We start from the raw sequence: 15,128 nt of genomic DNA, 5'->3' as shown, positions 1-15,128 counted from the left end.
GTGGGAGGAAAGTAAAATGGTTCAATTTATTCATGCGGCAGATTTACATTTAGATAGTCCTTTTATTGGATTAAAGAGTTTGCCACCTTTTTTATGGGAACAAATTTATCAATCAACCTTTAAGTCACTGGAAAAAATTGTTGATTTAGCAATTGATAAGCAAGTTGACTTTGTTTGCCTGGCGGGGGATATTTATGATAGTGATGATCGAAGTGTGAAAGCACAAGCTTACCTTCGTAATGAACTCATTCGATTAGAATCAGCTGAAATACCAGTGTTTATTTGTCATGGCAATCATGATTACATAGAGAACACAGGATTGCATTTAACGATGCCTAAAAATGTGACGATATTTAATGAGGAAGTGGAAACCCATTGGTTAACAACTAAAAAGAATGAACGCATTGCAATTACTAGTTTTAGTTACCCTAAGCGTTGGGTTCGTGAACGAATGATAGAAAGTTATCCTAAAAGGGAAGAAACAGCCGATTATCACATTGGCATGCTTCATGGTTCGGTTGATGGTGTGGAATCAGAGCACGGAACCTATGCTCCTTTTACACTAACAGAGCTTAAAAATAAAAATTATGATTACTGGGCATTGGGACATATTCATAAACGTCAAATTTTGTCTGAGAATCCATTGGTTATTTATTCTGGTAACACGCAAGGGCGCAGCAGTAAGGAATTAAATTCAAAGGGCTGTGAGTGGATCCAGCTAACGGCAGAAGCTAAAACGCACCAGTTTTATTCAACAGCAACTATTCAATGGGAAAAAGTTCAGTTGTCACTTAAAGGTATAGAGCGTTTAGGAGATGTGTATCAAACCATCCAAGAATTTATCCAAACTAAAAAAAATAATAAACAATCATTATTTATTGAGTTGCGTTTGACAGATAGCGAAAGTTTGGCATTAAATGTTCGCAAAAAAATTAATTCAGGTGAGTTATTAGAAGCGGTTCAGCAAGTTTCAGAAACAGATGATGTGATTATTTGGGTACATCGGATTGTTTTAGAAAAAGAGACGGTAGGAAATAACCAATTTAGTTTTATGACGAAAGAGTGGCAAGAAGCAATAAATCTTGTAGCAGAAGAAAGTTGGTTTAACGAAGCCACAAATTTTTTATTTGAAGAAGGTCAAATTGAAGACTATGTTGATTCTAGAGATCAGCGCTATCGAGAATTGATTATTACAGAGGCTAAAGAAAAAATTATTCAGCAACTAGGAATTGAAGGAAGTGAGAAGAATGAAAATTGAATCCATTGAAATTTATGGTTATGGAAAATGGGTAGATAAAAGTTTTACTGATATTCAAGATTTACAAGTTTTTTATGGAAAAAATGAAGCAGGTAAATCGACAGTTATGTCTTTTATTCATAGCATTCTTTTTGGATTTCCAACAAAACAAGGATCAGGCACGCGTTATGAACCTCGCAATAGTAGTCAGTATGGTGGTCGTTTGCGTATTTCAGAGACGGTTTATGGGAATGTTTTAATTGAACGTGTAAAGGGAAAAACTAGTGGGAACGTAACCGTTACTCTAGCAAACGGAGAAACAGGTTCAGAAGATTTATTAGAAAAAATTATTTTTGGTATTGATAAAAATACGTACCAAGCTTTGTTTTCATTTGATTTAGTTGGTTTACAAAAGGTTCAACAAATGAATCAAACAAAATTAAATCGTTATTTTCTTAGTGTTGGAACTTTAGGTAATGAGCGTTTATTGAGGATTGTCGATAAATTTCAACAAGAAGCAAATAAACTATACAAAGCCAGTGGGCGTGTTCCTGAAATTAATCAAAAAATTAGCCAATTAAAACAAAAAGAGCAACAATTAAAAAGTGTTAAAGCTCGAAACAATGAATACAATCAATTGCAAAATGAAAAATTAAAACTTTCAGAGCATTTAAAACAATTTGAAAGGCAACAAGAAGATTTAGAGCGAGAATTGGCGGGATTAAAACGACTGAGTTCCAATTGGGCTCATTTTAAAGAGGCTCAAGAAATCCAAAATCAAATTCAGAAAAAAGCCTTAATAAATTTACCTGAAGATGGGCTGTACCAGCTGAAACAATTGAACGACGAACTGACAAGAATTGTGACAACTCAAATTAAAGAAAAAGAACAAATCTTACAATTAAGTCGTAAGGCAGGTCAAGATGAACGGTTTAGTTTTTATTTAGAACACAAAGATCGTTTTAAAGAGGCTAATTTAAAAATAGAACAGATAAAAGAGTTGATGAAGAAAAAAGAAATAGTTGAAGCTAAACAGCTTCAAGATCAACGCTATTTAGAACAGTTATTGCACCAAAATGGTTTACCTATTTATGGTGAAATTCCCCAAGTTTTATCTACTGAATTAAAAGCCGAAGTGCAGAATTTAATTGATTTACAGGCTAGTATTCAAGAGAAAGAAGTTAACTTACAGCAAGATAAACAACGATTGAATTTTCAAATAGAGGTTCTAAATCAACAAATCGATCAATTAGAAAATCAATTGTGGGAAGCAAAAGATTTTCAAGAGTATCAAAAACCTGAAGTTGTCCCACAAAGACAAAAAAGAGCACGAAAAAAACAATCAAAAAGTTTCTATGCTGTTGCCTTTAGCAGTCTACTTAGTTTGGTTGCTGGTTATTTGATAGGAACTACTTTAGGAGTAATACTGTTGATTGTCGGTGGACTAGGTTTATTAATTACAGGTTATCAAGCATTCGGAACCAAAAGAGAAAAAGCTACTACTAAAACGAATGAAAAATATTCTTATGAAGAGTATATTAAACAAGTAGAAATTCGGAAACAGTGGCGAGAGAAATTAGCAGAAGCAGATGATGTCACTGATGCGTTAAATTATTTTACGGATCAAGAAAACCAATTCTATATAGAAAAACAACAATTTAATCGTCAACATCAACAGTTTAGTCAAAAAACAATGATCCCGAATGAGGTTTCTTTAGAAAAACTAGTAGTGGATGATCCTTTTTTTGAAATACGGCAACAAATAAGTGTGACGGAAAAACAAGAATTAGAGATAGATGCTTTAACAAAACAAATAAGTGAATGGTTTAGTGGCGTTGAATTTAGCCAGCAGATCATTGGAATTGGCATGGAGAACTTAGCAACATTTCTTTTTTCATTCCAACAATTCTATTTACAACAGGTAGAAATTGAAAATGCTCAGCAACATATCAGTCAACGAGTAGCGGAAATTAGACAAGAACTGCTTTCAGGAGAAGAAAATCAGAAAGTCATTGAAAAAAATAAAAAAAGCTTATTTGCTAGCGTAGATGTTTCTAGCGAAGAAGAGTTCCGAAAAAAATATGTGCTTTATCAAGAATTGCAACAAAAAAAAGCACGATTAGATTTGTTAGAGGATCAAATTGCGGAAGATTTAATTTTATTTACAAATTACCGTGATAAAGAAGAATTAATTGAAGCCTTACAAACTCAAGATGAAACATTGCAACTGTTAAAAAAGAAAATAAGCTCGCAGTTAAAACAAAAAGCTGAATGTGAAGTTGCCTTGAAAAACTTAGAAGAAGGTGGACAATATTCCGTCTTACTACAAGAATTTGCTAATTTAAAATCAGAGTTGCAAGAGCTAGTTCAATCATGGAGTAGTTTGCGAATTGCGGCAGAAATTATTGAAAAGATGTTAACTTTATCCCGTAAAGATCGTTTGCCAGAAATGATTGAAGATGCTTCTCATTATTTTAATCTTCTTACAAAAAAGAACTATCAGCGATTATTATTTAAAGATGAACGAATTCAAGTTCAGAGGCAAGATGGGTCTATATATGAAGTTAATGAGTTATCTCAGGGGACTGGCGAACAACTTTATGTGGCTTTACGATTTGCTTTCATAAAAAATGCAACGGATTTATTAAAATTACCTTTGTTGATTGATGATGGTTTTGTCAATTTTGATGCTGAACGAAGAAGTGAAATATTTCAGTTATTAAATGAAATTAGCCAAACAAGTCAGATCATTTATTTTACTTGTAGTAGCGAAAGTCAAAAGGAATTTTCCAAAGAGCAAGTGAAAGTGTTACAATAGAAAAGAGTAAATAAAAATATATAAACGAGAGTGGGAGTTTGATGGATAAAAAGATTTTTGATTACAATGTAGATGATACATTTGATTTATTTCTATTGGTAAAAAATGCAGATGTACGGGTAGCCAAAAATGGGAAAAAATTTATCGCCTTTACTTTTCAAGATGTCAGTGGTCAAATAGACGGAAAGTACTGGGATGCATCTGATTCTGATATTGAGGCATTTTTAGCTGGAAAAGTGGTACGTGTATCAGGTAAACGTGAACTTTATCAAGGAAATCCTCAAGTTAAATTATTTAAAATTAGACTGGCAAATGATAATGAACCCAATTCACCAGAGTTATTTATGGAACGCGCGCCAATCAAAAAAGAAGAAATTGTTGAAGAAATTAATCAAACTATTTTTGAAATTACAAATGCGAATATGAATCGTGTTGTTCGTCATTTAATGACTAAATATCAAAAAGAATTTTTCCAATTTCCGGCAGCTAAAAAGCACCATCATGCATATATGGGTGGCTTGTCATACCATACTATTTCAATGTTGCGCTTAGCTAAATTTATTGCAGAGCAATATCCAGAAATCAATAAGCCTTTGTTGTACTCAGGTGTGATTCTGCATGACTTAGGAAAAGTAATGGAACTTTCAGGTGCAATGTCAACTGAATACACATTAGAAGGTAATTTAATTGGCCATATTGTAATTGTAGATGAAGAAATTACAAAAGCTTGTTTAGCGTTGAAAATAGATGATAAATCAGAAGATATTATTTTATTGAAGCATATGATTTTAGCTCATCATGGTCAGTTGGAATATGGTTCACCTGTTCGTCCACGTTTGCGTGAAGCAGAAGTATTGCACCAAATTGATAATATTGATGCGTCAATTAACATGCTAAATGTTGCGCTTAATCGCACAGAACCCGGAACCTTCACTGAACGAATATTTGGAATGGACAATCGTGCATTTTATAAACCAAATATGACTAAAGTAACGAGTGAAGAACAACTTGAATTACTAGAATAAAAAAATTCCTTCTTAGCTAATTTTGCTAAGAAGGAATTTTTTTTGGTTAGATTTAGCTAGATATTATTTTTTTGAAGAATCTGTTGCTTTTGAACTTTCTTTTGAAGAATCATCTTGTTTTAAGAAAGTATCCATAGCACCTTTCAAATCTTTATCTTTGATTTCAATTTTTGCATCTTGCATAATTTTAGAAAGAATAGATTGAACATAAGCATCATCCGTTAAGCGTGCTTTAATCATTGTCGTTTCTAAATCTTTTTTATGATCTTCCATTTTACCTTTACCAGGGTTTTTAATCATTTTGATAATATGGTAGCCGTTCGATCCGTTAACCGGTTCTTGTGTCACTTCACCATCTTTTAGTTTAGCAGCTGCTTCAATAAACAAAGGATCGTATGGAGTGTTGTGGTCAAACTCAGGTAACTTTCCACCATCTTCTTTTGATCCAGTATCTAAAGAGTTTTCTTTAGCAAGAGTACTAAAATCTTCCCCCGCATTAATTTTTGCAATTAAATCTTTAGCAGTTGCTTCATCAGCTACTAGAATATGTTGAACAGTTAGTTTAGGAACGAAACTTTCCCAAGCTGTTTTGTAGTCTTCATCTGTAAATTTAGTATTTGCTTTAACCGCTGCTTCAATGAGTAAATTCATACGGATAACTTCTTTGTAACTTTCTTCTGTATAGTTTGAATTTTTAAGCAACTCAGCAAATTGATCACCATACTGTTCTTTTTGGGCGTTAAAATCTTTATCTACTTGTTTATCTGTTACTTTATCGCCAAACTTTTCTGTTAAAACATCAGAAATAATTAGCTGTTGTAGGGAAGAAGGGCCAGCAGTGGTTTTCATTGCTTCATATAAATCCTCTTTAGTAATATTTCCAGCTTTTGTTGTAGCTACATCATTATTAGTGGAACAACTTGCCAAAGTTAACGATGTTAAAATAATCGCACCAGCAGTTATTAATTTTTTCATTAAAACACATCCATTTCTTTTTTTATCGAACTTATAAGTATTAATATATCATATCTAGAGAAAGATTAAAATCTCTCTTTTTTTAGTCATAATAAAAGGAGGCTGAGGACTTTTGTCCCAGCCTCCTTAAGTGTGTTCTTATTTTTTAGATTCGCTAGAGCTAGAAGTTGCTGCTGGTTGTGTAAATGGTGCCATAGCATCTTTCAAGTCTTCATCTTTAATTTGAACGTTTGCTTTTTTGATTACTTTAGCTAAAATAGGTGTCAATTTAGCTTGATCATTTCTAATTTCAGTAACTAGAATTGTTTTCAACTCTTTTTTATGATCTTCCCATTTGCCTTTGCCAGGGTTTTTAACCATTTTAATGATGTGGTAACCACTTTGGCTTTGAACTGGCTCTTTGCTTACTTCGCCATCTTTCAATTTAGAAGCGGCTGTTGCAAATTCAGTTCCTAGAGAACTTGTATAGTCAAACTCAGGTAATTTTCCGCCATCTTCTTTAGTAGCAGTATCTGTTGAGTTTTCTTTTGCTAATTTATCAAAATCTTCACCAGCATTGATTTTAGCAATCAAATCTTTAGCAGTTGCTTCGTCAGCAACTAAGATATGTTGAGCTGTCATTTTTGGAGTCCAAGTTTCAAATGCACGTTTGTAGTCAGCATCTGTAAATTTAGAATTGTCAGCAATTGCAGCATCCATTAATAATTGTGAACGGATATTTTCTTTCAGTGCTTTAGAAGTTGTATTACTTTGTTTCAATACGTCTTCAAAGCTATCGCCATATTGTTCTTTAAGTGTATTGTACTCAGCTTCAACAGCTTTTTTATCAACTTTACTACCATATTGATCTTCTAATACATTTGATAAAAGCATTGTTTGTAAAACTGTTGTTCCGTATTGATCTTTCATCTTATCATATAATTGCTCTTGGGTAATTTTCCCAGAAGTAGTAGAGGCTACTGTTTTACCGCTGTTAGAACAACCAGCCATTGTTAACAATGCCGCTGCTACTGTAAATGATACTAAAAACTTTTTCATCATAACACGTCCATTTCTATTTTATTAAAACATTTTATCCACGTAAACAATATATCACAAAACAGATGTAAATAACTACTAAAATAGAATTTTTCATTATAAAGTCATAAAAAAATCATATTTTAGCAATAAGATAAACAGGTATATATTGAGTATTAAGAAGGAGTATTTTGTACTTGGATATTTTGATTCGATTCTTCAGCCATTTCAGGAAATATCTCTGCAATTTCTTCCAAATCTGTCGTTAGTTTTTGAGCTTTTTCTTCAATTCTGCGGAGACGCGGCTGATTTTGCATGGTAAATTCTTCCACAGTATCAGTCATGTCTTCGGAAAATTCATTAACTAATTCTAAACCTTCAGTGGTTAGTGTTTGGATTGCATCTTTTAAGGCGTTAACACTAGTTGAAACATCATCAACTAGAACGGTGGTATCATCGACATAACTTAATAGAATATCTCGATTTTCTTTTCCAGAGCGAGGTGTTGTTAATAAAGCTGTTATTCCACCTACAATTGAGCCTATAAATAATCCTTTTAAAAATGAGTGTCCCATAATTAATCCTCCAATTCGTTTTTAATTGATTGTGCCACAGTACTGAGTTGATCAGGTGTATAATCGGCCATATGATTTCCAAAACGCATAGAAAAGTCATCTTTTGTATCATAACGCGGAATTAAATGTACATGAGAATGGAAAACAGTTTGGTAGGCAACTTCACGATTATTATTAACAATGTTTAAGCCTTTAATTGCTGGATCCGATTTTTCAATCGCTCGAGCAACTTTTGGCAAACGAGAAAAAATCGTTGCTGCTAATTCTTGATTGTATTCAAAAATATCTGAGACATGAAGTTTTGGAATCAGAAGTGTATGACCTTTGGTGACTTGTGTGATGTCAAGGAAGGCTAGAACATCCTCATCTTCATAAACTACATGGCTAGGAATTTCTCGGTTAATAATTTTACAAAATATGCATTCTTCCATTTTTAAATTTACCTACTTTCGTTTATATTAATGAAATGACTAGGTTAAATGTATCATAAAAAGACCTGAAAGTGAAACGCTAACTAATGAAAAAAAGCATTCATTAAAAATTGTCTTTTTAATCAAAATGGCTTTCGTTTATTTCATTTCCAATATGTGCATAAAAGCAAGTTCGTCATTCTCACTTCATATGTTATACTATTAAAATAAAATGTATTTAAGGAGGCATAAAACACCATGAGTTTAAAAGTAACGAATTTAACAGGAGGCTATAGTCAAGTACCTGTTTTAAAAGATATCTCCTTTGAAGTTGAAAAAGGAAAATTAATTGGGTTAATTGGATTGAATGGTGCTGGTAAAAGTACAGCAATTAAACATATTATAGGGTTGATGAACCCGCAAAAAGGCTCAATTACAATTGATGAGTTAACATTGACAGCAGATACAGAAGGGTACCGCAAAAAATTTGCTTTTATCCCGGAAACTCCAGTTTTATATGAAGAATTAACGTTAAAAGAACATATTGAACTAACGGCAATGGCCTACGATGTGCCGCAAGATATTGCTTTTCAACGTGCTGAAAAATTATTAACCTCTTTTCGTCTAAGCAATAAACTAGACTGGTTTCCAGCTAACTTTTCAAAAGGAATGAAACAAAAAGTCATGATTTTATGTGCATTTTTAGTGGAGCCTAGTTTGTATATTATTGATGAACCTTTTTTAGGATTAGATCCATTGGGAATTAATGCGTTATTAGAATTGATGAATGAGATGAAAGAACAAGGGGCTTCAATTTTGATGTCTACTCATATTTTAGCGACGGCTGAGCGTCAGTGTGATGGATTTGTACTACTGCATAATGGCGAAATTAAAGCGCAAGGTACTTTGGAAGATTTACGGGCAAGCTTCCAAATGCCAGAAGCAACGTTAGATGAAATTTATATTCATTTAACTAAAGAAGAGGATCAATTAAATGATGATGCTTGAAATTTGGAAAAAAAGACTTAAGCTTCACGAGAAGAAGATGGCCCGCTATTTAAAATATGTGTTAAATGATCATTTTGTCATTGTTTGTTTCTTTATTTTTGGTGCATTAAGTTTAGGGTATTCAAATTTATTAAAAACATTAGATTCCAGTTTTATTTGGGGACGTTGGATTGCGTTACTTATTTTTGTGGCTTCTATTTTTATAGGTAAATTAGCGACCTTAATTGAGGCGCCTGATGCAGTTTTTTTACTACCTAAAGAAAAAGAGTTGCCTCGCTATTTAAAAGCAGCAAAAGCGTACAGTTTATTATTGCCAACTTTTTTAATTGTTTTATTAACGGCATTTGTTATGCCACTTTTAGTTGCAACAACAGAGTTTGATTTTTTTGATATGACTTATTTTGCTTTAATTTTACTTTTATTAAAAAATTGGGATTTAGATATTCAACTTTTATCTTTAAAGCTAAGTGGAAAAGAAGAACGATTAAAATGGCAATTAATTAAATTAGGAATAGCTATTTTTATTGTGGCTTTAGCAGTCTTCTTTTCACCAATTCTCGCGACATGTTTAGCGATTATTTTACAATTTGTTAGCGGACCAATTTTCAAAAAAATAGAAAATGAGACGATTTATCAATGGGAAATGATGGTACAAGATGAAGAACAAAGGATGCATCGTATCTATCAGTTTATTAATTTATTTACTGATATTCCTTCATTAAAGGGAAAAGTAAAACGTCGCCGTTATTTAGATGTGTTATTGCAACGAATTCAACCCGTTCACCAAAATACATTTAGTTTTTTATATGCGCGAACATTTTTAAGAGGGACGGAATACAGTGGATTATATCTGCGTTTATCGGTTATTGTGGTTCTTTTAATCATTTTCAGTCATAGTTTTATAATGGCGATTTTGTTAAGTATTTTATTTATTTATCTAACAGGCTTCCAGTTATTACCTCTATATTTCCATTATGATAATATGGCTCTAACTAGATTGTATCCGGTTAATGAGTTAGCTAAAGGTAAATCACTTAAAAAATTATTTTCAGTTGCGTTAGGTGGACAGGCTATTGCTATCTTTATAACGAGCTTATTCACGCTGACACTTGCAGAAAGTTTGTTAATTTTTATTGGCTGTTTGGCTTTTGTATTTATTTTCACTCAGGTGTATGTGCCAATTCGTCTTAAAAAAATGAAAAAATCACGAGCTTATTAATTCATATGAAGTTAGGTTCTCTACACTAAAGTAGAAAACCTAACTTTTTTAATGATTAAGATTTATTATAGATTTAGAATTTTCAGATAAATATAGTGCACCACTTAAAAAATTTTGATATGATAGCAACAGAAAAATAAAAAATTTAGAGGTTAAGAAATGAGGGGCTTAGAATGAAAGTAATTTGGAATGATAAAATCGTAGAACGATCAGACGTGGAAATTGATATGGAAGATCGTGGATACCAATTTGGGGATGGTTTATACGAAGTAATCCGTGCTTACAATGGAGTGTTTTTCACTGCAGATGAACATATTGACCGTTTATTTAAGGGAGCAGAAAAAATTGAACTCGTTCTACCTTTTACTAAAAATAAGTTAAAAGAATTATTAAATGAGCTGTTAGTTGCAAATGATATTGAAACAGGCAATGTTTACTTCCAAGTTACAAGAGGAATCGCTATTCCTAGAGACCATACTTACCCAGATCCAACTAAGGTGCCAGCGGTATTTACTGCTTCTGCAACTAAAGTGCCAAGAAACCAAGTTAAAATGGACACAGGTATTCCTGTGATTACGATACCAGACTGTCGTTGGTTACATTGTGATATTAAATCAATCAGTTTATTAGGAAACATTATGGCAAAACATGAAGCGCATAAAAAAGGTGCTGAAGAAGCAATCCAACATCGTGATGGAATCGTAACAGAGGGTTCTTCAACAAATATGTGGATAGTTAAAGATGGTACCATTTATACACATCCTGATGGGAATTTAATTCTAGCAGGGATTACAAAAATTGTTCTTTTAAAGGTCGCTAGAGAAGCGGGTATCCCAGTAAAAGAAGAAGCATTTACTTTAGAGCAGCTAAAAGCGGCAGATGAAGTGTTCTCATCAAGTACGACAATTGAGGCAATGCCTGTTGTAGAGATAGATGGAGTGAAGGTTGGCGACGGTAAACGTGGACCAATCGTTAAGCAGTTACAGGATTTGTATGTAGCAGCAGTGGAAGAAGTTTGTGGAAAAATTCGCTAAAAAAACAAAATAATTGCTGAATGAATTAATTTATGATACGATTATTTAGTTGTGAAGACGCTGTCCCATTATGGGGTCCAGCGTCTTTTGACGTGAGTTACAAAAGATATAGGGGGAAAATTTATGGAAACAAAATATCAAAATTCCCACATAGTAACGATACTCGGTGTTATTATTATGGGAACCTTCGTTACAATTTTGAATCAAACGTTATTAAGCACGGCCTTACCTAGCATTATGAATGATTTTTCAATCACGGCAACAAGTGGTCAATGGTTGACGACTTCTTATATGTTAATAAACGGTATTATGATCCCTATTACAGCATACTTAGTTGAGCGTTTTACAACAAGGCAATTGTATCTATTTGCGATGATTACCTTTTTTATTGGAACAGCTATAGCAGCAACTGCAGATGTTTACTGGGTTTTAATCATAGGACGTATGGTTCAAGCTGTAGGGGCTGGAGTTGTTTTGCCGCTCCAAACAATTGTCATTTTGTACATGTTTCCAATTGAAAAAAGAGGCGCAGCAATGGGATTAATTGGTTTAGGAATGAATTTCGCCCCAGCGATTGGCCCTACATTTTCTGGTTGGGTTGTCCAAAATTACCATTGGAGCATGTTGTTTTATTTTATTTTACCATTTGCTTTAATTGATATTATCATTGCCTTTTTTGTTTTGAAAAATGTCAGTGAGGTTGGAAAACCTAAGCTAGATTGGTTAAGTGTTATCTATTCAACACTTGGATTTGGCGGTTTGTTATTTGGATTTAGCAATGCCTCTTCTCATGATTTCCTTAGTATCAATGTTTTAGGTGCTATTTTAGTTGGGATTGTTTCCATGATTCTATTAGTTCTTCGTTGCAATCGTTCAGAACATCCATTACTGAATTTTAAGGTTTTTAAGATTCGCGGTTTCCGTTTAAATATGATTATTTCATTTATTATACTAGCTGGAATGTACGGAGGAATTATTTTATTTCCAATTTATTTTCAATCTATCCGCGGTTGGTCACCGATGAAATCCGGGATGATTTTATTACCAGGTTCGATTGTGATTGCTGTAATGAGTCCAATAACTGGGCGATTATTTGATAAATACGGTGGAAAAAAACTAGCTATTACTGGATTATTTTTAATTACAATTATGACTTTTTGTATTGGCTTTTTAGATTTGAATTCTAGTGTAACATTAATTGTTAGTATCCAGCTAATTCGTTCTTTAGGGATATCTTTAACTTTAATGCCACTTCAAACTGGAGCATTTAACGCAGTCCCTCTAGATATGGCCGCTCATGCTTCTGCCATGTTTAACACACAAAGACAATTATCTGGATCAATGGGGACAGCGCTTTTTGTTGTTATTATGACGATGGTTTCTAATAGCCAAAGCGCAGTTGCCTTAGGAAGTCCAATTCTAGCTTCTCTAAAAGGTTTTCAGTTTGTCTTTATGGTTGTTGGTTTATTTTCATTGGCAGGTTTTCTTTTGACCTTTTTAATCCGTGAAAAACGCAAAAATATTGAAGTTGATGTGTTAAGAAACTGAAAATTGCCTTGTTAGAATTAAATTGCAACCTATCAAGATAAGTTCTTTAGTTAAAATAAAATGAAAAACTGAATGAAAGTTTAAAACTTTTTGCAAAAAAAGACACTAAATAAAGCATTTAAAAAAAAAATTACAAATCGAACGTATATACGCTTGACGTATTCAGTGAAGCAACCTAAAATAGGGAGTGAATAGATGATAGACATCTTATCGGTGTCTATCATTTTTGACTCTACAAGTTTTGTTTTTCGTCACACTAAAACGAAAAATCTTATTTAAAAAGTTAATCAGCAGAGAATAAAAATAAACATTTAGTTTTTCTAACTATATAACAGGGAATGATTGCAATGGATTTTGAGATTGATACAGGATGGAAATTACTTCCTGTAGGCGGAGACACAGGTCAAGCTTACATGGGGATCAAGGCTGAAGAAAAGCTTTTTTTGAAGCGGAATTCTTCTCCTTTTTTAGCTGCACTTTCAGTTGAAGGCATTACCCCTCGTCTTGTATGGACAAAGCGCATTGGGAACGGGGATGTTTTGACTGCTCAAGAATGGTTAAATGGTCGGACATTAAAAAGCTCAGAAATGACACTACCCAGTGTAGCTAAATTACTCTATAAAATACATCACTCAGATACATTGCGAAAAATGCTATCTAGAGTTGGTGGTGAAGAAGTTTCACCAGAAAAGTTAATTCAATCGTACCAAATGGAGCTGCCGCATGATTTGAAAATTCATCCGATGCTAAATGAAATTTTAGCTAAATTAAAAGCTGAAATTAAATCAATGGAGTCTGTTCAACCACGAGTTTGCCATGGCGACATTTATCGTAAAAATTGGTTGCTTTCTGATGAAAATCGCTTGTATTTAGTTGATTGGGATATGGCAGTATTAGCTGATCCAGCATTAGATTTAAGTATGTTGTTGTGCCAATATGTTGAGAAAAAACAATGGCGTGCGTGGTTAGAAAATTATGGTGTAGTTGTGACAGATGAATTAATCAAACGAATTGAATGGTATGCATTAATTAATTTCTTACAACAAACAAAACGTCATCACTATCAATCTCGTTTTCATGAAATGAATCAAGATATACTCACTTTACAAAGTATCTACAAAAATACAAATGAAACTTATAATTAGAATCCTCTTGGTGGTTTCATAAAGAGGATTCTTTTTTTCAAGTAGTAAAAAGAGAAAAAGGAGAATGTAATTCATGCGTTTACGAAATAAACCGGGAGCACCCGCTAAAATTGCCAGCTATCCACAGTACATTGTTGATACACCCGAAACTTGGAAAGGGAAGTGGCACGAACGCTTTGGGAACAAAAATCCAATTCATATTGAAGTTGGAACAGGGAAAGGGCGTTTTGTAACTGAAATGGCCAAACTGCATCCAGAAATCAACTATATCGGGATTGAATTACAAATGAGCGTTGTTGTTGTTGCTTTAGACAAATTAATTGCCGAAGATTTACCAAATTTACAACTTTTACATGTAAATGGTGGAGCTTTGTCACAATATTTTGAAAAAGGTGAAGTCAACCAAGTTTATTTGAATTTCTCAGATCCATGGCCTAAAACAAGACATGAAAAACGCCGTCTAACGTCTGCTGATTTTATTGCTAACTATGAATCCATTTTGATTCCAGAAGGCGAAATACACTTTAAGACAGATAATCAAGGGCTATTTGAATATTCACTTCATAGTTTTTCCAAATACGGCATGATTTTAGAACAAGTTTGGTTAAATTTACATGAAAGTGATTTTGAAGGCAATGTAATGACTGAGTATGAAGAGAAATTTTCTAACCGTGGTCAACGAATTTATCGAGTGGTAGCGAAGTTCCGTAAAAAATAAAAAAACAGAGTGCGACTACGTATCTTAGGTACGCAGTCTCACTCTGTTTTTATGTTCAGTTAAATTCGATATAAATCCAAAATAGATCCAGTATGTGCATCTGCAATAAATTCATATTGCATTAGTTGGTCCTCTTCGATTCGGGAAACGCCACCATAATAAACTTCTGTTTTAAAAGCAAACTTACGTAAAGGGACACGTTTTAGTTCAATCCAAGAGCCTTCAATGGGTCCTTCTTCTAAGAATAAGTTTTTTACAGTGTCTAAAATTTCATCTCCATGGATAACTTTCTTTTTTTGTACTAGTTTTGCAATTTGGTAACCACAAGTTAGGCCGGCGCCAAAAATAAAACCACCTACAAGTGCATAAGTGCTATAATTCGAATCTCTATCAGTCATG

14 protein-coding genes are annotated in these 15,128 nt (G+C 33.3%); 9 read left to right on the top strand and 5 right to left on the bottom strand.

All coding sequences use genetic code 11. The features are described 5' to 3' along the window. The first annotated feature begins 16 nt into the window (after nt 1–16). The 3 genes from BR77_RS05495 to BR77_RS05485 are packed head-to-tail and all read left to right on the top strand — an operon-like array spanning nt 17 to nt 5,080. Nucleotides 17–1,258, top strand: a complete 1,242-nt coding sequence (locus tag BR77_RS05495) for a metallophosphoesterase family protein (RefSeq protein ID WP_016356369.1) — start codon at nt 17–19, stop codon at nt 1,256–1,258. Continuing rightward, nucleotides 1,248–4,055 carry an ATP-binding protein gene (locus BR77_RS05490; protein WP_035064164.1) on the top strand — a complete coding sequence of 936 codons (2,808 nt, stop codon included), beginning with the start codon at nt 1,248–1,250 and terminating at the stop codon, nt 4,053–4,055. The genes BR77_RS05495 and BR77_RS05490 overlap by 11 nt, the downstream gene beginning before the upstream one ends. A gap of 41 nt (nt 4,056–4,096) precedes the next feature. Then, nucleotides 4,097–5,080: a 3'-5' exoribonuclease YhaM family protein gene (locus tag BR77_RS05485; RefSeq protein ID WP_015075929.1), complete on the top strand. Its 984-nt coding sequence runs from the start codon at nt 4,097–4,099 to the stop codon at nt 5,078–5,080. A 63-nt stretch (nt 5,081–5,143) separates the two neighbouring features. Here BR77_RS05485 and BR77_RS05480 read toward each other — a convergent pair whose 3' ends face one another. The 4 genes from BR77_RS05480 to BR77_RS05465 form a co-directional block, all read right to left on the bottom strand. After that, nucleotides 5,144–6,055 (bottom strand): peptidylprolyl isomerase, encoded by a 912-nt coding sequence (locus tag BR77_RS05480; protein ID WP_035064159.1) that lies wholly within the window; start codon nt 6,053–6,055, stop codon nt 5,144–5,146. Nucleotides 6,056–6,193: 138 nt separating this feature from the next. Beyond that, entirely contained in the window at nt 6,194–7,093 is a 900-nt protein-coding gene (locus BR77_RS05475) for a peptidylprolyl isomerase (RefSeq protein WP_051120421.1), read from the bottom strand. A gap of 155 nt (nt 7,094–7,248) precedes the next feature. Beyond that, nucleotides 7,249–7,647 carry a YtxH domain-containing protein gene (locus BR77_RS05470; protein ID WP_010053577.1) on the bottom strand — a complete coding sequence of 133 codons (399 nt, stop codon included), beginning with the start codon at nt 7,645–7,647 and terminating at the stop codon, nt 7,249–7,251. A gap of 2 nt (nt 7,648–7,649) precedes the next feature. Beyond that, the gene (locus BR77_RS05465; protein ID WP_010053578.1) at nt 7,650–8,078 is read right to left on the bottom strand and encodes an HIT family protein; all 429 of its coding nucleotides are present in this window, start codon (nt 8,076–8,078) and stop codon (nt 7,650–7,652) included. A gap of 237 nt (nt 8,079–8,315) precedes the next feature. Here BR77_RS05465 and BR77_RS05460 point away from each other — a divergent pair, with 237 nt between their 5' ends. The 6 genes from BR77_RS05460 (at nt 8,316) to trmB (ending at nt 14,729) form a co-directional block, all read left to right on the top strand. Beyond that, nucleotides 8,316–9,065: an ABC transporter ATP-binding protein gene (locus BR77_RS05460; RefSeq protein ID WP_015075932.1), complete on the top strand. Its 750-nt coding sequence runs from the start codon at nt 8,316–8,318 to the stop codon at nt 9,063–9,065. Further along, nucleotides 9,052–10,284 (top strand): ABC transporter permease, encoded by a 1,233-nt coding sequence (locus BR77_RS05455; protein WP_015075933.1) that lies wholly within the window; start codon nt 9,052–9,054, stop codon nt 10,282–10,284. The genes BR77_RS05460 and BR77_RS05455 overlap by 14 nt, the downstream gene beginning before the upstream one ends. A 173-nt stretch (nt 10,285–10,457) precedes the next feature. Continuing rightward, nucleotides 10,458–11,318 (top strand): D-amino-acid transaminase, encoded by an 861-nt coding sequence (gene dat / locus BR77_RS05450; RefSeq protein ID WP_010053582.1) that lies wholly within the window; start codon nt 10,458–10,460, stop codon nt 11,316–11,318. A 123-nt stretch (nt 11,319–11,441) separates the two neighbouring features. Then, nucleotides 11,442–12,866 carry an MDR family MFS transporter gene (locus tag BR77_RS05445; RefSeq protein ID WP_010053583.1) on the top strand — a complete coding sequence of 475 codons (1,425 nt, stop codon included), beginning with the start codon at nt 11,442–11,444 and terminating at the stop codon, nt 12,864–12,866. Between the two features lie 347 nt (nt 12,867–13,213). Further along, nucleotides 13,214–14,011, top strand: a complete 798-nt coding sequence (locus BR77_RS05440; RefSeq protein ID WP_010053584.1) for a phosphotransferase family protein — start codon at nt 13,214–13,216, stop codon at nt 14,009–14,011. A gap of 73 nt (nt 14,012–14,084) precedes the next feature. Continuing rightward, nucleotides 14,085–14,729: a tRNA (guanosine(46)-N7)-methyltransferase TrmB gene (gene trmB / locus BR77_RS05435; protein WP_015075934.1), complete on the top strand. Its 645-nt coding sequence runs from the start codon at nt 14,085–14,087 to the stop codon at nt 14,727–14,729. 59 nt (nt 14,730–14,788) lie between these two features. Here trmB and BR77_RS05430 read toward each other — a convergent pair whose 3' ends face one another. Then, the gene (locus BR77_RS05430; protein ID WP_010053586.1) at nt 14,789–15,127 is read right to left on the bottom strand and encodes a membrane protein; all 339 of its coding nucleotides are present in this window, start codon (nt 15,125–15,127) and stop codon (nt 14,789–14,791) included. Between the last annotated feature and the right edge of the window lies 1 nt (nt 15,128).

This window comes from Carnobacterium maltaromaticum DSM 20342 (assembly GCF_000744945.1).
In the GTDB taxonomy this organism is placed as follows: domain Bacteria; phylum Bacillota; class Bacilli; order Lactobacillales; family Carnobacteriaceae; genus Carnobacterium; species Carnobacterium maltaromaticum.
This window is presented reverse-complemented; position numbering and strand designations above follow the sequence as displayed.